This is a genomic window from Variovorax sp. 01N425 (genome assembly GCF_056399465.1).
The window spans coordinates 393,537-415,468 of the sequence record NZ_JBFTRJ010000004.1 but is presented as its reverse complement, the minus strand read 5'-3'; the positions used below and the strand labels follow the sequence as shown (position 1 = coordinate 415,468).

The 21,932-nt window shown below is 69.6% G+C and carries 20 protein-coding genes; 10 read left to right on the top strand and 10 right to left on the bottom strand.

Translation table 11 applies throughout. The features are described from left to right. Nucleotides 1–134: 134 nt before the first annotated feature. A complete protein-coding gene (gene bla / locus AC1DSC_RS09735; RefSeq protein WP_012748329.1) occupies nucleotides 135–1,034 on the top strand; it encodes a class A beta-lactamase in 900 nt (299 codons plus the stop codon). A 21-nt stretch (nucleotides 1,035–1,055) separates the two neighbouring features. Here bla and AC1DSC_RS09730 read toward each other — a convergent pair whose 3' ends face one another. From AC1DSC_RS09730 to AC1DSC_RS09695, 8 genes are all read right to left on the bottom strand, one after another. Next, nucleotides 1,056–2,357: a UDP-N-acetylglucosamine 1-carboxyvinyltransferase gene (locus tag AC1DSC_RS09730; RefSeq protein ID WP_012748328.1), complete on the bottom strand. Its 1,302-nt coding sequence runs from the start codon at nucleotides 2,355–2,357 to the stop codon at nucleotides 1,056–1,058. Between the two features lie 20 nt (nucleotides 2,358–2,377). Continuing rightward, a complete protein-coding gene (locus AC1DSC_RS09725) occupies nucleotides 2,378–2,815 on the bottom strand; it encodes a helix-turn-helix domain-containing protein (RefSeq protein WP_026284125.1) in 438 nt (145 codons plus the stop codon). Between the two features lie 92 nt (nucleotides 2,816–2,907). Beyond that, nucleotides 2,908–3,528, bottom strand: a complete 621-nt coding sequence (gene trhA, locus AC1DSC_RS09720) for a PAQR family membrane homeostasis protein TrhA (RefSeq protein WP_012748326.1) — start codon at nucleotides 3,526–3,528, stop codon at nucleotides 2,908–2,910. A gap of 102 nt (nucleotides 3,529–3,630) precedes the next feature. Then, entirely contained in the window at nucleotides 3,631–3,990 is a 360-nt protein-coding gene (locus AC1DSC_RS09715; RefSeq protein ID WP_012748325.1) for a hypothetical protein, read from the bottom strand. A 145-nt stretch (nucleotides 3,991–4,135) separates the two neighbouring features. After that, a complete protein-coding gene (locus tag AC1DSC_RS09710) occupies nucleotides 4,136–5,557 on the bottom strand; it encodes a GTPase/DUF3482 domain-containing protein (RefSeq protein ID WP_012748324.1) in 1,422 nt (473 codons plus the stop codon). Then, a complete protein-coding gene (locus tag AC1DSC_RS09705) occupies nucleotides 5,554–6,963 on the bottom strand; it encodes a DUF2868 domain-containing protein (RefSeq protein WP_012748323.1) in 1,410 nt (469 codons plus the stop codon). Before AC1DSC_RS09705 ends, AC1DSC_RS09710 begins: the two co-directional genes overlap by 4 nt. Nucleotides 6,964–7,336: 373 nt before the next feature. Then, a complete protein-coding gene (locus tag AC1DSC_RS09700) occupies nucleotides 7,337–9,199 on the bottom strand; it encodes an ABC transporter ATP-binding protein (protein ID WP_012748321.1) in 1,863 nt (620 codons plus the stop codon). Between the two features lie 110 nt (nucleotides 9,200–9,309). Continuing rightward, nucleotides 9,310–10,467 (bottom strand): helix-turn-helix transcriptional regulator, encoded by a 1,158-nt coding sequence (locus tag AC1DSC_RS09695; RefSeq protein ID WP_012748320.1) that lies wholly within the window; start codon nucleotides 10,465–10,467, stop codon nucleotides 9,310–9,312. Between the two features lie 168 nt (nucleotides 10,468–10,635). Here AC1DSC_RS09695 and AC1DSC_RS09690 point away from each other — a divergent pair, with 168 nt between their 5' ends. The 4 genes from AC1DSC_RS09690 to AC1DSC_RS09675 all read left to right on the top strand — a co-directional run bounded on the left by AC1DSC_RS09690 (nucleotide 10,636) and on the right by AC1DSC_RS09675 (nucleotide 13,612). Next, complete coding sequence (locus AC1DSC_RS09690; RefSeq protein ID WP_012748319.1) at nucleotides 10,636–11,421, top strand: helix-turn-helix transcriptional regulator; 786 nt, start codon at nucleotides 10,636–10,638, stop codon at nucleotides 11,419–11,421. Between the two features lie 146 nt (nucleotides 11,422–11,567). Continuing rightward, nucleotides 11,568–11,804, top strand: coding sequence for a hypothetical protein (locus tag AC1DSC_RS09685; protein WP_012748318.1), 237 nt, complete (start codon nucleotides 11,568–11,570; stop codon nucleotides 11,802–11,804). A 76-nt stretch (nucleotides 11,805–11,880) separates the two neighbouring features. Continuing rightward, entirely contained in the window at nucleotides 11,881–12,711 is an 831-nt protein-coding gene (locus AC1DSC_RS09680; protein ID WP_012748317.1) for a DODA-type extradiol aromatic ring-opening family dioxygenase, read from the top strand. Between the two features lie 28 nt (nucleotides 12,712–12,739). Next, on the top strand, nucleotides 12,740–13,612 hold the full coding sequence (locus tag AC1DSC_RS09675) for an alpha/beta fold hydrolase (RefSeq protein WP_012748316.1): 873 nt from the start codon (nucleotides 12,740–12,742) through the stop codon (nucleotides 13,610–13,612). A gap of 14 nt (nucleotides 13,613–13,626) precedes the next feature. Here the strand turns inward: AC1DSC_RS09675 and AC1DSC_RS09670 are convergent, their stop codons facing one another. Both AC1DSC_RS09670 and AC1DSC_RS09665 read right to left on the bottom strand, forming a co-directional pair. After that, the gene (locus AC1DSC_RS09670) at nucleotides 13,627–14,643 is read right to left on the bottom strand and encodes a Bug family tripartite tricarboxylate transporter substrate binding protein (RefSeq protein ID WP_012748315.1); all 1,017 of its coding nucleotides are present in this window, start codon (nucleotides 14,641–14,643) and stop codon (nucleotides 13,627–13,629) included. Continuing rightward, the gene (locus tag AC1DSC_RS09665) at nucleotides 14,640–15,638 is read right to left on the bottom strand and encodes a Bug family tripartite tricarboxylate transporter substrate binding protein (RefSeq protein WP_012748314.1); all 999 of its coding nucleotides are present in this window, start codon (nucleotides 15,636–15,638) and stop codon (nucleotides 14,640–14,642) included. Before AC1DSC_RS09665 ends, AC1DSC_RS09670 begins: the two co-directional genes overlap by 4 nt. Before the next feature lie 167 nt (nucleotides 15,639–15,805). On the opposite strand from AC1DSC_RS09665, the gene AC1DSC_RS09660 reads away from it, so the two are divergent. The 5 genes from AC1DSC_RS09660 to ilvD all read left to right on the top strand — a co-directional run bounded on the left by AC1DSC_RS09660 (nucleotide 15,806) and on the right by ilvD (nucleotide 21,867). Next, nucleotides 15,806–17,257 (top strand): FAD-dependent oxidoreductase, encoded by a 1,452-nt coding sequence (locus tag AC1DSC_RS09660; RefSeq protein ID WP_012748313.1) that lies wholly within the window; start codon nucleotides 15,806–15,808, stop codon nucleotides 17,255–17,257. Nucleotides 17,258–17,326: 69 nt separating this feature from the next. Next, the gene (locus AC1DSC_RS09655; protein ID WP_012748312.1) at nucleotides 17,327–18,169 is read left to right on the top strand and encodes an IclR family transcriptional regulator; all 843 of its coding nucleotides are present in this window, start codon (nucleotides 17,327–17,329) and stop codon (nucleotides 18,167–18,169) included. A 44-nt stretch (nucleotides 18,170–18,213) separates the two neighbouring features. Next, the gene (locus tag AC1DSC_RS09650) at nucleotides 18,214–19,509 is read left to right on the top strand and encodes an aconitase X (RefSeq protein WP_012748311.1); all 1,296 of its coding nucleotides are present in this window, start codon (nucleotides 18,214–18,216) and stop codon (nucleotides 19,507–19,509) included. Nucleotides 19,510–19,720: 211 nt separating this feature from the next. Then, nucleotides 19,721–20,173, top strand: coding sequence for an aconitase X swivel domain-containing protein (locus tag AC1DSC_RS09645; protein ID WP_012748310.1), 453 nt, complete (start codon nucleotides 19,721–19,723; stop codon nucleotides 20,171–20,173). Further along, nucleotides 20,170–21,867: a dihydroxy-acid dehydratase gene (gene ilvD / locus AC1DSC_RS09640; protein WP_369663084.1), complete on the top strand. Its 1,698-nt coding sequence runs from the start codon at nucleotides 20,170–20,172 to the stop codon at nucleotides 21,865–21,867. Before AC1DSC_RS09645 ends, ilvD begins: the two co-directional genes overlap by 4 nt. Nucleotides 21,868–21,932: the final 65 nt, after the last annotated feature.

The window sequence follows — 21,932 nt, the reverse complement described above, 5'->3', positions numbered from 1 at the left end:
TTCAACCGATAAGTTGAATGATTTTTCCGGTTACACCCGATACAGCCGAGACGCGGCTGCGCCGTCCGGCGCTGGAGCCTGCGCGATGGCGCTCCTACGATGGCCGCCGTTCCATCCACTCGCAGAAAAAACCAATGACATCCATCGCCGATCGCCGCACTTTCCTGCTCGCCGCCTCCGCCTTGCCCCTGGCCAGCGCCTGTACCGCCTGGTCCGCCAAGGCGCCGCAGGCCAGCGCGCTTTCAAGTGCCGAAGCGCAGCTCGCGGCCCTCGAACGCTCCGTGGGCGGGCGGCTTGGCCTCGCGGCCTTCGACACCGCCACCGGCGCGCGCGTGCAGCACCGCGCCACCGAGCGCTTTCCGATGTGCAGCACCTTCAAGATGATGGCGTCCGCTGCCATCCTCGCGCGCAGCAGCCGCGAGCCCGGCCTGCTGGAGCAGCGCGTGAGCTACGCGAGGAGCGACATCCTTCCCAACTCGCCCATCACCGAGAAGAACCTGGGGCAGGGCATGGCGGTTTCCGCGCTGTGCGCCGCCACCATCCAGTACAGCGACAACGCCGCGGCCAACCTGCTGATGAAGATCCTCGGCGGCCCCTCCGCGGTGACCGAATTCGCGCGCTCCATCGGCGATGCGGTCTTCAGGCTCGACCGCTGGGAGACCGAGCTCAACAGTGCCATTCCGGGCGATCCGCGCGACACCACCTCGCCCGAGGCCATGGCCGCGAGCCTGCAGCGGCTGGTGCTGGGCGATGGGCTCGCTGCGGCGCAGCGCAGCCAGCTCGAGGCCTGGCTGCTGGGCAACACCACCGGCGCCACGCGCATCCGTGCGGGCGTGCCGGCCGACTGGAAGGTGGGCGACAAGACCGGCGCCGGCTCCTACGGCACGGTGAACGACATCGGCGTGCTGTGGCCGCCGGCCGGCGCGCCGCTGGTGATGGCGGTCTACCTGACCTTTCCCACGCCGGATGCGCCGGGCCGCAACGACGTCATCGCGTCGGCGGCGCGCATTGCGTCGGATGCGCTGCGGGGCTGAGCCGCCCCGCGTTCGCTGGGCTCACTCCTCGCTCGTCCACTCCACCTGCGCGCCCAGGCTGCGCAGGTTCTCGGCGAAGCGCGGGTGGGCCCGGCGGATCGGCGCGGCGTTGCGGATTTCGGAGCGGCCTTCGATGCTTGCCGCCACCATGAAGAGCGCGATCGCCACGCGGATGATGTAGGGGCTCTCGACCACGGCCGGCGTCAGCGGGCTGCCGCCGAAGCTGATGAGCCGGTGCGGGTCCGAGGAGAACACGTGCGCGCCGAACTTCGACAGCTCGCCGGTCCATCCCAGCGCGCCGTCGTACACCTTGTTCCAGAACATCGCGTTGCCCTGGGCGCGCACGCCCAGCGCAATGAAGATCGGAAGCAGGTCGACCGGAAAGTACGGCCACGGCGCCGCTTCCACCTTGGTGAGCACGTTGCTGGTGAAGGGCGTCTGCACCTTGAGCGGGCCGTTGCTGCTGGCGCGCGACCAGCCGTCTGCGTGCGTGACCGTCACGCCGAACTTGTCGAAGGTGCGGTCGATCAGCGGAAAGTTCTCGGGCGCGCTGTTGCGCACGACCACGTCGCCGCCCGTGATGGCGCCCAGCGCAAGGAAGGTGGTGATCTCGTGGAAGTCCTCGTCGAAGCGGAATTCCCCGCCGCCCAGCACGCCGCCGCCGTGCACCGTGAGCCGCGAGGTGCCGATGCCCTCGATGCGCACGCCCAGCATCGCCATGAAGCGGCAGAACTCCTGCACATGCGGCTCGGAGGCGGCATTGGTGAGCGTGGAGCTGCCCTTGGCTGCGGCTGCGCACAGCACGAAGTTCTCGGTGGTGGTGACGGAGGCGTAGTCGAGCCAATGCTGCGCGGGCACGAGCGGCCCGGCGCAGCGCACCAGCAGCGAGCCGCTGGCACGCTCCACCACGCCGCCGAAGCGCCGGAACACATCGACGTGCGGATCGATCTCGCGCACGCCCAGCGTGCAGCCCTTGACGTTGTCTTCGAGCCGCGCGATGCCGAAGCGCGCGAGCAGCGGCGGCACCAGCATGATCGACGAGCGCATTTCCTCGGGCAGCCGGTCGCGTGCGGCATCGAAGGCCGTGTCGCGGTGGTGCAGCTCCAGCGTGCCGGTGGCGTGGTCCATGCGCACCTGGCTGCCCAGGCTGCGGAAGATCTCGAGGATCTTGCGCACGTCGGTGATGTCGGGCACGCCGTGCAGGCGCAGCGGCTCGCGCGTGAGCAGCGTGGCGCACAGCACCGGCAGCACGGCGTTCTTGTTGGCGGAAGGCGTGATGCGCCCACGAAGCGGCGTGCCGCCGTGCACGATGAGGCTGGACATGAAGGAAGAGCGCGGCCGGCTTATCCGTTCAGCTGCTCGGCCACTTCGCGCCGGCCGAGGCCCCGCACAGCGGCCAGGCCTTCGAGCTGGGCCTTGCGCGGCCTGGCCTTGCCTTGTTCCCACTTGTAGATGGTCTGGCCCGTCACGCCCACCAGCTTGCCGTAGGCGGCGGCCGAGAGGCCGAGCTTGACGCGGTGCGCAGCCAGCCGGCTTGCGCTGAATCGCCGGTGCGGGCCCGATTCGGCGGCCTCGTCGGCATCGCCTGCGGGCGCGGCGCGCGCCACGGTTTTGGTGGCGCGGCGCAGCTCCTTTTCGAGCTTTTCAACCTGCCGGCGCAATGCGGCGATCGAGGCGCGGTGCAGCGTGGATGCTTTTCTGAGCGTTTCGATCTCCGCGCGAACTTCCTTGCGGGCGACACGGGAAATCTCGGATTTCAGGATGGAGGCGATATTTGGCATGGAGCGCATTTTGCACATCTCACGAAGCGAAAACCTGACGGGAGGTGGTAACAGGCGCTTACACCGGGAGGCTGCACGGCCGCGGCCGCGCATCACAGCACGAACCAGCCCACCGACACGAAGTGGCTTGCAGTGCCCGCGAGCACGAACAGGTGCCAGGCGCCGTGCGCATGCCGGAAGCCCCGCCGGTTGCGATAGAACACCGTGCCCACGGTGTAGAGCACGCCGCCGGCCAGCAGCCACGCAAGGCCGCCGCTGTCGAGCCGCGCGGCCAGCGGCACCGCGGCCAGCACGCCGAGCCAGCCCATCGCGATGTAGAGCGCCAGCGGCGGCTTCGAGTCCGCGCCGCCTGCCTGCAGCAGCTCGCGTCCGATGCCGAAAAGCGCAGCGCCCCACACGGCGGCCATCAGCAGCCAGCCCCAGAGCCCGTGCAGCGTGACCAGCGCGAACGGCGTGTAGGTGCCCGCGATCAAGAGGTAGATGGCGCAGTGGTCCACGCGCTCCCAGAAGCGCTTGCGCGGTCCCCGGGTGCTGTGGAACAGGGTGGAGGCCGCATACAACAGCACGGCCGAGAGCGAGAACACCAGCGCGCCGGCAATCCGCGCGGCGTCGCCGGTGGGCAGGGTCTTGGCCAGCAGCAGCGCGGTGGCCGCGAGTGCAAGCACCAGGCCCAGCAGATGGCTGTATCCGTTGAGCCGTTCGCCGGGGTACATCGCGTGGGGTGGGGTGCAGTCTGGGTGGATGGCGGCAAGGGCCTGCGGATGCTAGGCGGGCCGCGTGACTGCGCAGTGACCGCGATGGGCGCGGCGGCTCGGCTATTTCTGCGTGCCGAACGAGTTGACGTGCACCTCGACGATGTCCACGAATTCCGGCAGCTCGAGCAGGAACTCGGGGTCGCGCGCCAGCGGCGCCACGCGCAGCGGATCGCCGCGCTGCGCGTGCATCGCATGCATGTGCTCGATCGATTGCCAGTAGGAGACGGTCCTGAATTCGGCGGCGTCGCCGTTCAGCTTGCGAAAGTACTGCACGCCCAGGCATTCGGGCTTCTTCGCGATCTCCTGGATGCCGTGCTCGAAGCTGTAGCGCAGGTATTCGTCGGCCCGCGCAATCGGCGTGCGGCCTTGCCACACGCGTCCGATCAAGGGGGTGGCGAGCAGTTTGCATTCGACGGCCATGGGTGCTCCTTTTTTTCGATGAAGACAAAAAGACGAACGGCACCCCGCGTGCCGTCGATGTCCTCGAAAAAAGGGTGGGGCGCGCGGCAGCGCCGGCGCGTAGGAATCGGTCGCCTCCGCCTGCAAGCGAAGGCAGGAGCGGCGCTCAGGGTTCGAAGGCGCCCTGCAGCGTGCGCGCCAGATCGGCCGCGAGCGTGTCGCGCTGCGGCGCGGGGCGCCAGAAGCCGCGCGTGGCCAGGCCCGCCGATTCCCATTCGGGGTGGCTGCGCGCGGGCCGCACCGCGCGCACGGCGGTGGCCGTGGCGCGCGTCGGCGCGTCCTGCGTCGCGCTCGTTTCGGCCGCGATGCGCCCGGTGGCCGCATGCCCGCGCTGCTCCAGCGCGCGCGTGAGCTTCAGCTGCCAGGCCACCAGCGCAAACAGCACGCCGTCTTCCACCGTGAGCTCGTGCACGTTGCGCAGCCGGTTCGCCAGCTTGCGGCCGAACGGGCCCCAGCCCTGCGACACGGCACCGCCGATGGCGCCGCCCACTGCCGCGCCCGTGCCCAGCGAAATGCCGGCCACCGCCAGGTCCGCCACCACGCCCACGGCCGCGCCGATGGCGGCGCCCTTGCCGAGCCGCAGGCCCGCGTCCTTCATGGCTTCGGGGCTGAAGAAGTCCAGCGTCCAGCGGCCTTCGATGAGCGGCAGCGGTGCCTCGCCCGCATCGTCCTGGCGAAAGCCATGGAGCGCGAGCAGGTCGTCGGTGCAGCGCTGCGCCTTGTCGAACACCTCCTTCTGCAAGGCCGCGACGAAGGCCTTGCGGCGCGCCGTGTCGGCGAATTCCTCGGCCGGCACCGTGCGGCGCAGCGCCGCCGCATCGACCAGCAGTTCGGCGATGCGCGCGCAGGCCGCGCGGCGGCGCTCGGCGGCTTCGGCGGCGAGCCAATCCGCCACCGCGCGCAATTGCTCGCGCCGGTCGCGCAGCAATGTCGACAGGTCGCCGTAGAGCTCGCGCTCGGCCCCCACGAAAGGCGCCGCGGCATCGAAGCGCACCTGCACGTGCAGGCCGTAGGCCGAGAGCAGTTCCTTCCAGTCGGGCTCGCGGCTCGCCGCATCGCGCACGAAGTTGAGCACCGGCAGCACCGGCCGCGCGCAGGAGTTGAGCAGCTCGATCTCGTCGCGGAACTTGGGCAGCACCGGCTCGCGCACGTCGATCACGAGAAAGGCCGCATCGATGTCCTGCATGGTGCGCAGCACCTTGGCCTCCTGCTCGAACACGCCATGCGCCTCGGGCCCTTGCAGGAACAGGCGGATGCGCTCGGGCGGCGTGGCCTGCGCACCATCGAGGCCGGCCAGGTGCTCGCGCAGCGCCACCGCATCTTCCAGGCCCGGCGTGTCGAAGAAGCGCACCGCGGCCTGGCCGTTCACCTCCAGGTCGACCGATTCGACATGGCGCGTGGTGCCGGGCCGCTGCGACACCTCGCCGAAGTTGGCGCGCCGCGTCAGCGTGCGCAGCAGCGAGGTCTTGCCCGCATTGGTGTGGCCGACCACGGCGATGCGGATGGCTTGATGCTGCTGCTGTGTCATGGGGCGGCTCCCAGGCCTTGCAATGCGTCTTCGAGCCGCGGCGTGGCCGCGACGCGCGCAAGGCCGGTGCCCTGCAGCCAGTCGATCCAGCGCTGCGATGCGTCCGCACCGGCCGCGTCCCTGGCGGCCGGTGCCAGCCAGAGCCGGCATTCGCCGCAATGGGCCAGCACTTCGCGCAGGAAGCGTTCGGTGCCGCGGTCGGGGCTCGATGCGGCGTGGCACACCAGCAGCACGGCACGCGGGCGGGCCTGTGCCAGCCGGTCGAGCAGCGCGCGCCGCGCGGGCGCGCTGCCGTCGATGCGCTGCACCTGGGCCGGGGCGATGGCGGGCAGGCCCTCGGGCGGCCACGGCGTATCCGCGGGCAGCTCGAAGCCGATGACGAGCAGTTCGTCCTGCAACTGAGAAGGCGCGAGGCCCGCCGGCGCCGCGCCCGGCGCGCGCCCCGGATCGGCATCGACGATGGCGGGCGGTGCGAGCGCGGCAAAGCGCGCCGCGAGCTTGCGGTAGTAGGGCTCGCTCCAGTCGGGCTGCAGCGCGGCGCGGCGCCGCTGCCACACCGCCGCGCTCAGCAGCACCAGCGCCAGGCGCGGCAGCAGCCCGTACACCACGATGCAGCCGGTCAGCCACAGCGCCCACGTGCGCTGGCCCGCGGCGCCGGGAGAAGGCGAGAGCACGGTCGCGGCTTCGGGAACCGGAAAGCCGATCTGCGACGGCGCCCAGCCCAGCAGCTGCACGGCGTGCACGAAGAAGGCCGGGTCGAGGATGGTCGTCTCCCAGCTCAGCGTGTAGCTGCGGAACGCCAGCGCGAACAGCAGCGCGGCCAGCACCACCGCGAACGAGAGCGACCAGATGCTGTGGCTCACCAGCCCCAGCGCCCAGGGCAGCAGCCTGGCGCGCGCCAGCAGCCCGGTGGCGGCCCGCACCAGCACCGGCGCCTGGCCGCGCTTGCCGCCGGCCACGCGCGCGGTGAGCGAGAGCCAGATCCAGCCGAGCGAACTGGTGGAGAACGCGCCCAGCGGCAGCCACAGGCCGGCCAGCCACAGCAGCAGCGTGAGCGCGTGCAGGCCGAGCAGGCTCGCAAGCGCCACGATCACGTTGATGTGCCGTTCGCCGCCGCCGACCACGTTGCCCGCGAGGCCCAGGCCTGCCGTGACGATGAGCGCCACCAGCCCGAGCAGCACCCATGGCGCCCACTGGCGGGCGCGTGCCAGTTCGGATTGCAGCCCGATGCGTTCACCGAGCAACAGCGCGCGTGCGGTGATGCGTGCCGGTGCGCCGGAGCTGCGGGAGAGGGCGGCGCGCAGGACCTCTGCATCGTCGAGCGGACCTTTCTCCTCGGTCCATCGGATCGCTTCGGTGACGACCGCGTCCGTAAAGGCAGGTTCGCGCAACGCGGTGTTGGTCAACAGGGTCCCTTCGCAGCAAGTTTCCCCGCAAGTGCCGGGGCGCGCGAATTATGCCCGGCGCGCTCGGGCGGACCCATGAGAAACGGGGCCGCGCGGACGGCCCCGTTCTTGTTCAGCAGGCGAGTCGAAAACGCGTGCCCGGTTTCAGCGCAGGCCGAAGAACGAAAGCACGGCCACGACCACGACGACCAGACCGACGATGTAAATGATGGAATTCACGCGAGGACTCCTCGTTGTTGACGACAGCTTCAGCATCGCGCCCGGGGTGGCGGGCTGCTGTCGGCGAGTGGCGGCCTGTGCTGTAGGACTCGCCAAGGCCGCCCCGAGCGCTTGCGCCGTGCCGCCGTAACGCTTGCTGACAAATAGCCCGCGCTCAGGCCCGCAGCGCTTCGCCGTCTTCTTCCTCGAGGTCGTCGCCCAGGAAGCCGCCGCTCTGGTGCGCCCACAGCCGCGCATAGAGCCCGCCCTGCGCCATCAGCGTGCGGTGGTCGCCTTCTTCCACCACGCGGCCTTCGTCGAGCACGATGAGCCGGTCCATGGCCGCGATGGTCGACAACCGGTGCGCGATCGCGATCACGGTCTTGCCTTCCATCAGCCGGTAGAGGCTCTGCTGGATGGCGGCCTCCACCTCGGAGTCGAGCGCGCTGGTGGCCTCGTCGAGCAGCAGGATCGGCGCGTCCTTGAGCATCACGCGCGCAATGGCCACGCGCTGGCGCTGGCCGCCCGAGAGCTTCACGCCGCGCTCGCCCACATGCGCCTCGTAGCCGCGCCGGCCGCTGGCGTCGCCCAGCGTCTGGATGAAGTCGTGCGCCTCGGCGCGCCGCGCGGCGGCCTCGATCTGGGCCGGGGTTGCATCGGGCCGGCCGTAGGCGATGTTGTCGGCCACCGAGCGGTGCATCAGCGAGGTGTCCTGCGTGACCATGCCGATGTGGCTGCGCAGCGAATCCTGCGTCACCTGCGCGATGTCGCGCCCGTCGATCAGGATGCGGCCGCTTTCCAGGTCATGGAAGCGCAGCAGCAGGTTGACCAGCGTCGACTTGCCCGCGCCCGAGCGCCCGACCAGGCCGATCTTCTCGCCCGGGCGCACCACCAGGTTCAGATCGTCGATGACGCGGCGGCCCGCATCCGCATAGCGGAAGCTCGCGTGCTCGAAGCGCACCTCGCCGTGCGGCACCTCGAGCACGCCGGCATCGGGCGCATCGAGCACGGTGCGCGGGCGCGACAGCGTCTTCATGCCGTCCTGCACGGTGCCGATGTTCTCGAACAGGCTGGTCATCTCCCACATGATCCAGTGCGACATGCCCTGCAGGCGCAGCGCCATCGCGGTGGCCGCAGCCACCGCGCCCACGCCCACCGTGCCGTTCGACCAGAGCCACAGCGCGGTGCCGGCCATGCCCGCGGTCAGGCCCATGCTGAGCGTGTGGTTGACGATCTCGAAGGCGCTCACCAGCCGCATCTGGCCGTAGCCCGTGTACATGAACTCGCGCATCGCCTCGCGCGCGAAACCGGCCTCGCGCTGGGTGTGCGAGAACAGCTTGACGGTGGCGATGTTGGTGTAGGCGTCGGTCACGCGCCCGGTCATCAGCGCGCGCGCGTCGGCCTGCGCCTTGCCCACCTTGCCCAGGCGCGGCACGAAGTACATCAGCGCAGCCGCATAGAGCACCAGCCAGACGATGAAGGGCAGCACCAGCTGCACGTCGAGCACGGTCACCAGCACGATGATGGTCACCACGTACACGCCCATGGCCACCACCACGTCGGCCAGCACGAACAGGGTGTCGCGCACCGCCAGCGCGGTCTGCATCACCTTGGCCGTGATGCGGCCCGCGAACTCGTCCTGGTAGAAGGCCATGCTCTGGCCCAGCATCACCCGGTGGAAGTTCCAGCGCAGGCGCATCGGCAGGTTCACCGCCAGCGTCTGGTGCTTGACGATGGTCTGCAGCGCGACCACGCCGATGCTGATCACCAGCAGCGCGGCCAGCCACGCCAGCGTGTCGCCGCGTTCGGCCCACAGCCGCGACGGCACCTGGCCGCCGAGCCAGTCGACGATGCGCCCGAGGATCGCGAACAGCAGCGCCTCGAAGCCCGAGATGGCCGCGGTGAGCGCCGCCATGACGGCCATCTTGAGGCGCAGGCCCTGGGTGCAGGCCCACAGGAATGCGAAGAAGCCCGTCGGCGGAGGCGCGGGTTCGGCCGCGGGATAGGGATGGAGCAGTTTTTCGAAGAAACGGAACAAGACGTGCGGTCTCCAGGGGAAGCCGCGACTTTAGCCCGGGGTGGCATGTCCTTGCCCCGAAAGGGTGCGTTCCGGCGCCGTCGGAAGCGATGAAGAGGGCCTGCGGCCGCTCAATCCGCCAGGCGCGTCTGGTGCCGCGTCGGGGGTGTCGAGTGGTGCAGCAGGCGCAGCAGGTCTCCCTGCCTGGAGGTGCCGGTCTTGGAGTAGATCCTTTGCAGGTGGGTGCGGATGGTCGGTTCGCCCACGCCCAGCACGCCGGCGGCCTCCATGCCGCCCAGGCCTTGCGACAGCGCCATCAGCACGCGCAGTTCGCCGCCGGTGAGCCCATGCAGCCGTCCGAATGCCTCCCCGGGCATCAGCGGCGCCTGGACAGGGTCCTGGATGAACACCGCAACGCTCGCCGCGAACGGTGCGAGGACCCCGGCGCGCCGGCCATCGGCAATCGGCAGCAAGGTGGCGACGTAGCCCCCGCCGGTTCCACCGGGGATTCCGATCGCATGGTCCCTGGTGCGCATGTCGGCACCCTCGCGGCCTGAATCCTGGATCGCCTGCGTCAGCGCGGCACGAGCGGCCGGGTGGACCGGGGACAACCGGTTGTCGATCAGGCGCATCGCCGTGCCCGAGCGGACCTGCCGCTCGGCCGCAGTGTTCATGTAGACGACGCGGCCGTCGCGCGCCGCGAGGAACACGCCGGCCGCCAGCCCGTCAAGGGTCCTCTTCAGCACCTCGGAATTGAGCACCTGGATGTCGAGCGCGTCGGAAATCGCCAGAGCGCGGCAGACATGCGGCGCAAGGAGCTCGAACAGGGCAAGGTCGCTCTGCTGGTAGTGCAGCGACTCGCCGCTGCGCGACGCGTGCAGGGACGCCATGCGCCCGCCGGTGCGCAGCGCCGGAAACCAGATGATGTCGAGCACGCCGTGTGGCTGCAGCACCTCGCGGTAGAAAGCGCTGTCATGCAGATGGAAACGCTCCATCGACAGCGCGCTCACGTCCCCGGCATTCGAGAGGACGTCCGCCGCGGCCATCGGGCTCTCGGCGTACCGGGCGCCGAATTTCTGCAGGAACTCCGGCTCATAGCCGAAGACGTACAACTGGTCGTTCTGGATCTGCTTCAGGTCGTGCACGCAGATGCCGCCCCCGGCGCTGTCACAGCGCTGCGCAATCTTTCTGCATGTTGCAGCCCACCGCTGCGGGTCGAGGGAGCAGTCGTAGATCGCACCGATCAGCTCCGACAGCTCGGCGGCGGGAATCTGTTGCGGGGCCGTCATTGCACACGATCCCGAAACGATGCCCGAACCGCTGGCACAAGGTCCGTCGAATGCCATACGATGCGGGGCTGATCCATCGACGGATCGTAGGCAGGCGGGCTGCGTTGCGTAATAACCTAAACAGGTGATCCATTGAATGCAGGAGTTGCGTCCCCCGCCCAGCCTTCAATGCACGATGGCACCGAGCCGATCTACGCGCTGTGGGACAAGCTCGCGAACTACCCCGTCTGCGATGGCGATGAAGCACTCGAGCACCTGCTCTGCAGCCTCTGCTCGATCTTCGGCGCGCACAACGCACTCTGGTCGGTGGTCGTGCGGCTGCCGAGCCCCGCGCTGGGCGACGCCCTGAACGGCTGGCGTCCTCTCTTCGTCCGGCTCCTGCGGCCTTTGCCGCCGATGGCCGCTTCGGTCCAGGAGCAGTTCGACTCCTTGTGGTCGCCGTCCGTCGACCTCTCGCAGATCCTTGCCGTGGCCGGCGAGGAACCGTTCCGCACCCAGCTCCTGTTCGAAGCGCTGCCTCCCGAGTGGTTCGGCGGTCCGCACTACCAGCGCCACTACCTGGCCATCGGACACGCGGACAGCATGTCGATGCGCTGCGCAATCAATGACGATGTGCGGGTGCACCTTTTCATTTTCCGAAGCACGGAAGCTCCCCGGTTCTCATCGGCGGACAAGAATCCTTTCGGCCTGGCGCTTCGCGGGCTGCGCTGGTTCTATCGCCAGCAATTGCTCAGCCATGGGCTCCTCATCGCGAACGCGCCGCTCACCGCCACGGAGCGCAGGGTCCTGCTGGGATTGCTCGAAGGAAAGGCGGAGAAAGCGATTGCAGCCATCCTGGGCCAAAGCCCGAATACGACGCACATCCACGTGAAGTCGATCTATGCCAAGTTCGGCGTCCATAACCGGGCGGCGCTGACCTCGCTCTGGCTCGGGCGCCTGCCCGAAGCCCGCTGACCGAGCATCGATCGATGGCGCGGCCATCCCGCGCGTCATTGTTTCCGATGACTCCTTGAGCGTGCGGTCTCCCTAGGCTCGGGGCCTCACCGTTCCGCCTGGGAAGACCTCACTCGCGGTTCCAACTTGAGGAGTTCACCGTGAACATGAGCCCGATCCTCCCGCTCCCGCTGCCGGCCGACGCAGCCAAGGTGCCCAGCCCGTCCGTGCACGGCACTTTCAAGCGTGCCATCTCCGCTCTTGTGCGGCGCGGCGCTGCCGAAACGGCCGACCCGCGGGAACGCTACCTCGCGCAATCGGCCAATCCTGAAGATCTCGAGAACCGCATGCGTGAATGGGAGGCGTACGAAGCCCGCCTGCGATGCCTTCCCCCCGCACTGTGAGGGGTTCCCGTTCTTCGATTCCCTGATGGGAATGCCTGCGGCTACAGTCGATGCAACGCCTTCAAGGAGCATCGGCTTGACCCACGACAACACCCTCTCGCGCCTGCCCACGTATTTCATCTCGCACGGCGGCGGTCCCTGGCCCTGGATGAAGAAGGAAATGGGCGCCACCTACGACCAGCTGGCCGCCGCGCTGGCCGACATGCCGCGCCAGATCGGCCGCACGCCGGACGCCATCCTCATGGTGTCGGCCCATTGGGAGGCGCCGGTCTTCACGGTGCAGGGCAACCCGCGGCCGCCGATGATCTACGACTACGGCGGCTTTCCCGCCCACACCTATGAAGTGCGCTACGACGCACCGGGCTCGCCCGAACTGGCCCAGCGCGTGCAGTCGCTGCTCGAGGCGGCCGGGCTGCCCGCGGCCATCGACCCGGAGCGCGGCTTCGACCACGGCATGTTCTCGCCCATGAAGGCGATGTACCCCGATGCCGGCGTGCCGGTGGTGCAGCTGTCGCTCAAGCGCGGGCTCGATCCGGCGGAGCACCTGGCGCTCGGCCGCGCGCTTGCGCCGCTGCGCGACGAGAACGTGCTCATCGTGGGCAGCGGCCTGAGCTATCACAACCTGCGCAACTTCGGCCCGCAGGCGCATGGCGTGTCCCAGGCCTTCGGCGACTGGCTCGACCACACGGCCGTGCAGTCGCCGCCGCAGGAGCGCGTGCAGCGCCTCGCGGACTGGGCTGCAGCCCCTTCGGCGCGCATGGCGCACCCGCGCGAGGAGCACCTGATCCCGCTGATGGTGGCGGTCGGCGCGGCCGAGCAGGAGCCGGGCGAGCGCGTCTATCACGAAGACGCGTTCATGGGCGGGCTGGTGGTGTCGAGCTACCGCTTCGGCGCTGGCGCCAGCTGAAAAGGCGGCGCGTTGGCAGAATCGGGTGATGCCTTCCATTCCCGATCCAGATCTCAATACAGAAGCCCGCCTCTTGATCGAACGCATCGCCGCGCGCGGCACGCGCCATGACGTGGTGCACGGCGGCGTCCGCGTTGCTTGGCGCCGCTTCGGCGATGAGAACATCCATGCGCCGCTGGTGCTGCTGCACGGCGGCCATGGCAGCTGGATGCATTGGCTGCGCAACGTCGAGGCGCTCTCGGCCGGGCGCACGCTGTGGCTGCCCGACATGCCCGGCTTCAACGATTCCGACGCGCCGCCGCGCGCCGTGCCCGGCGAAGATCCGCTCGGCCCGCTGCTCGATGCGCTGGGTGGATCGCTCGACCAGCTGATCGGCGCGGGCACGCCCATCGACCTGGGCGGCTTCTCCTTCGGCGGGCTCACCGCCGCGCGCTTCGCGGTGCGGCGCGGCGCCATCCGGCGCCTCGCGCTCGTGGGCAGTGGCGGCCACGGCACGATGCGGCGCATGGCGGTGGAGATGATCAACTGGCGCGCCGCGCCCGATCGCGAGCAGGAACGCGCCGCGCTGCTGCACAACCTGGCCGCGCTCATGCTGCACGACAAGGCCGCGATCGATCCGGTGGCCTTCGAGATCCACGACATCTCCTGCCACGGCACGCGCTTTCGCAGCAAGGAGGTGTCGCAGGCGGGCGGCCTGCAGGCAGCGCTCGACACGCTGGGCGGACCGCAGTTGCTGCTCTGGGGCGAGTACGACGTCACCGCCGATCCGCGCCCGCTGGTGGCCCAGCTCACGGCCGGCCATCCGCAGCGCGAAGGCGTGGTGATCGACGGGGCAGGGCATTGGGCGCAGTACGAGCGCGCCGATGATTTCAACAGGCTGCTGCTGCGCTTCCTGGGCTGAACCGCGCGGCCTAGCTATTGCTTCGCCAGCCCCAGCTTGCGGATCATGTCGCCCCACTGCTCGTAGGTCGCGCGCGTGAGCTCGGCCAGTTGCGCGGGGCTCGACGACTCGGCCTCGTAGGCGCCCTGGCGGAAGAAGTCGCGCGTGGCGGGCATCGCGAGCACCTGCGCGAGCGCGGCGTTGAGTTTGGCGACCACCGGCGCGGGCATGCGCGCGGGCCCATAGAAACCGAGCCAGCTCGGCATGTCGACCCCGCTCACGCCCTGCTCTGTCATGGTGGGTACGTCGGGCAGCATCGCGCTGCGCCTGGGCGCCGCCACTGCGAGCATGCGGACCTTGCCGGTGGCGGTGTTCTGGATCGCATTGGGCGCCGCGTCGAAGTAGTACTGCACGCGGCCCGCGAGAAAGTCCTTCGCGGCATCGGCGCCGCCCTTGTAGGGCACGTGCACCACGTCCAGCCCCGCCTGCTTCGCAAAGGCCTCGCCGTAGATGTGCGAGGAGGTGCCGGTGCCGAAGGAGGCATAGCTCATCTTGCCGGGGTTGGCCTTGATGTAGGCCACCAGCTCCTGCACCGTGCGCGCGGGCACGCTCGCATGAACCGTGAGCACCAGCGGCCCGCGCGCGCCGAGCGAGATGGGCGTCAGGTCCTTGAACGGGTCGTAGCGCACCTGCGCCAGCGTCTGCGGGTTCTGCGCCACCACGGAAGAGGGCGCGTACATCATCGTGTAGCCGTCGGGCGCGGCGCGGATCACTTCCTCGGTGGCCAGGATGAAGCTCGCACCCGGCCGGTTCTCCACGATGACCGGCGTCTGCAGCACTTCGCCGAGCTTGTTGGCGACGAAGCGCGCCTGTGCATCCGAGGCACCGCCCGCCGCGAGGCCGAGCACGATGCGGATGCTGCGGCCCTTCTCGGGGAAGGCCGCGGGCCCGGCCGCGAGCGCGCCGCACGGCAGCGCGGCCGCGCCGAGCGCGAACACCAGCCACGCGGCCACGCGCCGGCGGCCGATGAAGGAGTGCGGCCAGGCGTTCATTGCTTCGCCAGCCCGACCTGCTGCACCATCGCGCCCCAGCGCTCGTAGGTCGAGCGCGTGACGCCGGCGAATTCCTCGGGCGTGCTGGCCCCGGCTTCGTAGCCGCCGCTGCGGTAGAACTCGCGCACCTGCGGCATCGCCAGCACCTGCGCGAGCGCGGCGTTGAGCTTTGCGACCACCGGCGCGGGCATGTGGGCCGGCCCGTAGAAGCCGAGCCAGCTCGGCAGGTCGAGGCCGGGCAGGCCCTGCTCGGCGAAGGTCGGCACCTCGGGCAGCGCGGCAATGCGCTCGTTCGCGGCAATCGCCAGGATCTTCACCTTGCCGGTGCCCGAGGTGATGATGGCCGAGGAGGCCGAATCGAACATGTACTGCACGCGGCCGCCGATCAGGTCCTTGGCCGCGTCCGAACCGCCCTTGTAGGGAATGTGCACCGCGTCGATGCCGGCTTTCTTCACGAAGGCCTCGCCGTAGATGTGCGACGAGGTGCCCGCGCCGAACGAGGCGTAGCTCACCTTGCCGGGGTTGGCCTTCACGTAGGCGATGAGCTCCTTCACGTTGCGGGCCGGCACGGTGGTGCTCATCGACAGCACCAGCGGCCCGCGGCCGCCCATCGAGATGGCGGTGAAGTCCTTGAACGGGTCGTAGGGCACCTGCGAGAAGGTGTGCGGGTTCTGCGCCATGGTCGAGGAGGGCGCATAGAGCAGGGTGTAGCCGTCCGGCAGCGCGCGCGCCACCTCGCTTGCGGCCAGCATGGTGCTGGCGCCGGGCTTGTTGTCGACGATCACGCCCGTGCCCAGCACCTCGCCGAGCTTCTGCGCCACGATGCGCGCCTGCGCGTCGGTGCCGCCGCCGGCCGTGAAGCCCACCACGATGCGTATCGGCTTGCCGCCGCGCACCGGAAAGTCTTGCGCCAGCGCCAGGGGCGCCACGCCCAGCAGGGCCGCCGCGCCGAGCGCCGCGCCGAATGCGCGGCGGGTGCCGCAGGGTTTCTTCATCGATGTCTCCGTTGGGAATGTTCTTCTTATATTGGTTTAGAAAACCATAAAAATCCATATCGACTAGGGAATACCCCGAATAGATGCTATTTTCAGCCTTTTTTTGTTTGACAAAATGAACATTGAAATCAAAATACGATGCAACAGACCATCCAAGACACTCATCCATGAAAACTGTCGTCCGCACCGACGAGCGCATCCTCAGCTCCGACATCTTCGACCGCGACAGCCGCGTCAAGCGGCCTGACCACGGCACCTGGTCCGAGCCCGCCAAGGACATTCCGGTCTATCACCGCTGCGGCGTGCTGGTGGTGGGCGGCGGGCCGTCGGGCACCGCGGCCGCCGCAGCCGCCGCGCGCGCCGGCGCCGACGTGGCGCTGCTCGAGCGCTACAACCACCTGGGCGGGCTTTCCACCGGCGGCCTCGTGATCTGGATCGACCGCATGACCGACTGGGAAGGCCAGCTCGTGATCCGCGGCTTTGCCGAAGAGCTGTTCGACCGCCTGCCGGCCGATGCCATTGCCGGCCCCGCGCGCGAGGACTGGGGCTCGCAGGACGCGGCCAAGGCCGCCCACTGGTCGCAGCGCACGGCCGCCTACCACGGCGTGGTCACGTGGTCGCCCACCATCGACCCGGAGCGCCTCAAGCTGCTCTCGCAGGAGATCGTGCTGGAGCGCAAGGTCAAGCTCATCTACCACTCGTGGGCCGCGATTCCCATCGTGCAGGACGGCACAGTGAAGGGCGTGGTGTTCGAGAGCAAGGAAGGCCGCATGGCGATCATGGCCGACGTGGTGGTCGACGCCACCGGCGACGGCGACCTATTCGCGCGCGCCGGCGCGGCTTTCGTGAACGACATCGAGGAGGCCGACGTGCACCACTGCATGAACACCTCGTGGCTGTTCGGCGGCGTGGACATGAACCGCTGGATCGAATTCAAGGCCGGCCAGCCCGAGGCGTTCAGCGCCTTCATGGCGCGCGGGCGCGAAGTGTGCGGCCTGTTCGAGCGGCCCTTCGTCTCGTGGCGCAACGACGTGGCGCTGTTCATGGGGCCGCGGCAGTCGGGCTATTCCGCGCTCGACGTGGACGACCTCACGGCCGTCGAAGTGCGCTCGCACCGCGCCATGGCCGCGCACCTGGACTACTTCAAGGCGCATGCGCCGGGCTTCGAGGAGGCCTACCTGATGCTGAGCGCGCCGCAGATCGGCGTGCGCCATGCGCGGCGCCTCTCCGGCGTGGGCGCGGTGCTGCGCAGCCAGTGGCCCGACGGCGTGGCGCTGGCCGACGAGGTGGGCGTGACGCCCGCGGTGTCGCCCAAGTTTCCGAACATCTCCATTCCCTACGGTGCGCTGGTGCCGCAGCAGCTCGACGGCCTGCTGGCCTGCGGGCGCCACATCTCGTGCGACCGCAACTCGCATGGCTTCATGCGCGAGATTCCGCAGTGCTGGATCACCGGCCAGGCCGCGGGCGTGGCGGCGGCGCTGGCGTCGCGGGGCGGCATCGAACCGCGCTTCGTCGACGTGGGTGCGCTGCAGTCGGCGCTGCTCGCGCAGGGCGTGTACCTGCGCGCCGGCGCCGGGCAGGGCGCGCAGGCGCGGGCCGCGGCCGAAGCCGGGATCTGAGTCGCATGAACCCGGCCGACGCGCTTTCGCCAGCCCTCTACATTGCAGAGTCTTGCAAAGGGTTCCTCCATGTCCACTGACAAAAACGACGCCTCCTTTTCCGCCGCCGATGCCGCCGATGCGCGCGGCGACCGCGCCGACACCGTGAGCGCATTGGAGCGCGGCATCTCGGTGCTGCGCTGCTTCAGCGAGGCGCGCCCCGTGCTGGGCCATGCCGACATCGCGCGCATGACCGGCATCCCGCGGCCGACCGTCAACCGGCTCGTCGCCACGCTGCTCTCGCTGGGCATGCTCAAGGCCGCGCAGGTGGCCGACCGCTTCATGCTCGGGCCCGGCGTGGTGTCGCTGTCGCGCGTGTTCCTCGGCAGCCTCGACGTGCGCGCCGCCGCGCGGCCCAGCATGCAGGCGATGGCCGAGGAGGTGGGCGCCTCGGTCTACCTGGCGATACGCGACGGCATGGAGATGGTGCTGATCGAGGCCTGCCGGCCGCGCTCGTCGATGCTGTCGGCGCGGCTCGACGTGGGCTCGCGCGCGCCGCTGGCCAACTCGGCGCTGGGCCGCGCCTATCTTTCGGCGCTGCCCGAGGCGCAGCGCAACCAGCTGGTCGATTCGATGCGCCTCCTGCGCGGCCCCGAGTGGGACAGCATCGCGCCCGGCATGACGCGCGCCATCGGCGAAGCCCGGCGGCTGGGCTACTGCCTTTCGCTCGGCGAGTTCCACCGCGAGATCAACTCGGTGTCGGTGCCGCTCATCGGGCCCGATGGCGAAGTGATGGCGCTCAACGGCGGCGGCGCGGCCTTCGTGTTCACCGAGGAGCGCCTGCGCAATGAACTGGCACCGCGCCTGCACGACATCGCGCTCACCATTGCGCGCGACATCGGCGGCCATGTGCCGACGCCTCTGCCGGGCTAGCCCCGGCCGACCCCCACGACATAAAAAAACGGAGACACAAGGCCATGCACCTGAGCGATGAAGAAAAAGCCATGATGGACGGCCGCGACGGGCCGGCCGTGCAGAAGGCGATGGACCTCCTGATGCGCTACGGCGAAGCGCTCGGCGCCGAGCGGCTGGTGGAAACGCGCAACGTCTGCGCCACCATCACCTCGACCACGCCGTTCCAGCGCGACTTCGCGCTGGCCAAGGGCGGCGGCATGGACGCGGTGTTCTCCGAGTTCAGCCTCGACAGCCAGGAAACCGTCGAGATCCCGAAGTTCAAGGTCTTCACGAGCCACCTGCAGCTGGGCTTCGACCCCGGCCAGCCCGAGCGCATGGGCGTGAGCGAGGAGATCGTGCAGTTCTACAACAAGAGCGAGCGGCATGCGGCAGGCCTGGGCGCGCAGATCATGAACACCTGCACGCCCTACCAGGTCGGCAACATCCCGACGCGCGGCGAGCACTGCGCGTGGATGGAATCGTCGGCCGTGGTGTATTGCAATTCGGTGCTCGGTGCGCGCACCAACACCGAAGGCCGCGAGAGCACCGGCGCCGCCATGCTCACGGGGCGCATTCCGTACTGGGGCTACCACCTCGACGAGAACCGGCATGCCACGCACGTGGTCGAGCTCGACGTCGAAGTGGAATCGGTGCAGGACTGGGGCCTCCTGGGCTACTACATCGGCGAGCATGTGCAGGAGCGCGTGCCGGTGGTGCACAGCAAGCGCGGCATCGCCCGCGTGCCCAACCTGCCGCGGCTCAAGCACTTCGGCGCGGCGGCATCGTCGTCGGGCGGCGTGGAGATGTACCACATCGCGGGCATCACACCCGAGGCGCTGACGCTCGAGCAGGCGCTCGGCGGCCGCGCGCCGGTGGAGGTGCTGCGCTTTGGCGAAGCCGAGCGCCGCGCCACCTACGAGAAGATCAACGCCACCGGCAAGGACGCCGAGGTGCAGTACGTGATGCTCGGCTGCCCGCACTACACCATCGAGCAGATCTGGGAAGCCGCGCAGCTCATCGAGGGCCGCCGCGTGCACCCGGATTGCGAGCTGTGGATCTTCACGCCGCGCGCCATCAAGTCGCTGGCCGACCGCAACGGCTACACGAAGATCATCGAGGACGCCGGCGGCATCCTCATGACCGACAGCTGCTCGGCCATGAGCCGCGCCGTGCCCAAGGGCACGAAGACCGTGGCGCTCGATTCGGCCAAGCAGGCGCACTACCTGCCCGCGATCCTCGGCGTGCAGGCGTGGTTCGGCAGCACGGCGGAGTGCATCGATGCGGCGTGCACCGGCCGCTGGAACGGGGGAATGCAATGAGCTTCAGCCTTGCGATGTCTTTGTCTTTCTCCCTCCCCTCCCGGGGGAGGGCCGGGGTGGGGGCCAGCGTCGCATCCATCGAGCGCTCTGCCAGCCCCCATCCCAACCTCGGTGCAGGCAGCCAGAGGCTGCCGCTCTTCGGGCTGTCCAGTTCCGCGCAGGCGGAACTGGAGCCGCAGCCCTCAGCCCCGGCAGGGGAAGGAGCAAAACCATGAATGCACGCGACAACACATCCACCCTGGTCATCCGCGGCCGCAAGGTCGTCGGCGGCATCGCCGAAGGCGAGGCGCTCGTCACGCGCGACCGCATCTCGGGCTGGGGCGGCATCGATCCGCGCACCGGCACCGTCATCGAGACGCGGCACGAGCTGCGCGGCCAGAGCTTCGCGGGCAAGGTGCTGGTGTTTCCAGGCGCCAAGGGCTCGTCGGGCTGGTCCGCGATGTTCCACATGACGCGGCTCATGAACTCGGCGCCCGCAGCCTTCCTGTTCAACGAGATGACCACCAAGATGGCGCTCGGCGCCGTGGTCACGCATTCGCCCTCGATGACCGACTTCGAGCGCGACCCGCTCGACTGCATCGCAACCGGCGACTGGGTGCGCGTGGACGCCGACCGCGGCGTGATCGAGATCACCAAAAAGAACAAGCCCGGAGACCGCCCATGACCACCCGACCCCTGCGCAGCAACTTCCCGCGCGGCTCGTACCTCTGGTCGGTGCGCAACGCGCACTGGCGTGCGCTCGGCATTCCGGAAGAGGATTGCGAGAAGCCGAAGATCGCCATCGTCAACAGCTCGTCGGAGCTGGCTGCGTGCTTCAGCCACCTCGACAAGGTGGCGGCGGAAATCAAGACCGCGATCCGCGCCGCGGGCGGCGTGCCCTTCGAGATCCGCACGGCCGCGCCCAGCGACTTCATCACCGGCGCCGGTGCGCGCGGTGCCTACATGCTCGGCGCGCGCGACCTCGTGACCAACGACATCGAGGTGGCGGTCGAAGGCGCGCAGCTCGATGGCATGGTGTGCCTCACCTCGTGCGACAAGACCGTGCCGGGCCAGCTCATGGCGGCCGCGCGGCTCAACATCCCGACCCTGCTCGTGCCCTGCGGCTACCAGCCCAGCGGCGAGTACCGCGGCAAGCACATGGACATCGAGGAAGTGTTCATCGGCGCGATGCATGCGGTCACGGGCCACCTGCCGGTCGAAGAACTCGTGGGCATGAGCCGCGAGGCAATCCGCGGGCCGGGCGTGTGCTCGGGCCTGGGCACGGCCAACTCGATGCACATCGTCTGCGAGGCGCTCGGCATGGCCTTGCCGGGCAGCGCGCCGGTGGCGGCGCTGAGCCCGAAGATGATGGCCGACGTGCGCGCCGCCGGCACGCGCATCGTGCAGATGGTGTGGGACGACCTCAAGCCGCGCGACATCCTCACGCCCGGCGCCTTTGCGAATGCGGTGCGCGCGGTGCTGGCCATCGGCGCCTCGCTCAACACGGCCAAGCACCTGCAGGCCGTGTCGACCGAGGGGGAGTGCGGCGTCGACGTGTATGGCCTGTTCGAAAGCCTCGGCCCGAAGACGCCGGTGCTGGCCGGCGTGCGGCCGATCGGCGAGCACAGCATCGAGGCCTTCGAGGCGGCGGGCGGTTGCCGCGCGCTGATGAAGCAGCTCGCGCCCTTGCTCGACACCGGTGCGCTCACCGTCACGGGCGGCACGGTCGCCGACAACCTGCGCGGCGCCGAGGTCGCCAGCGCCGAGGTGATCCGCCCCATCGAGCGCCCGGTCGCGCCGCATCCCGCCATCGTGCTGCTGCGCGGCAACCTCGCGCCCGAGTCGGGGCTCATCAAGACCGGCATCGTGGAACGCAAGGTGCGCAGCTTCACGGGCCCGGCCGTGTGCTTCTGGACCTCGGACGCGGCCATCGCGGCGCTCAAGAAGGGCGAGATCTTGCCGGGCCAGGTGGTGGTGATGCGCGGCGCCGGCGCCTGCGGCGGCCCGGCCATGGGCGGCGGCGCCTCGCGCGTGGTGTTCGCGATCGACGGCGCGGGCCTGGGCGACCAGGTCGCGATCCTGACCGACGGGCATCTCTCGGGCCTGGTCTGCAAGGGCCTCGTGGTGGCCGAGGTGTCGCCCGAGGCCGCGCTCGGCGGGCCGCTCGGCCTCGTGCGCAATGGCGACGTGATCACCATCGACCTCGATGCGCGCCGCCTCGACATCGCATTGGCCGATGCGGAACTTGCCGCCCGCCGCGCCGACTGGCAGGCGCCGCCGCCGGCCTTCGACACCGGCTGGCTGCAGCAGTACCGGCGCAACGTGAGCCCGCTCTCGAAGGGCGCCGTGCTGGTGCGCACCGAACGCCCCGAGCCCTAGGCTTTTTTCACCCGGCCTTCGCCAACCGGCGCGCACCCCCGCGCGCACCCGGTGGCGCAGCCCTG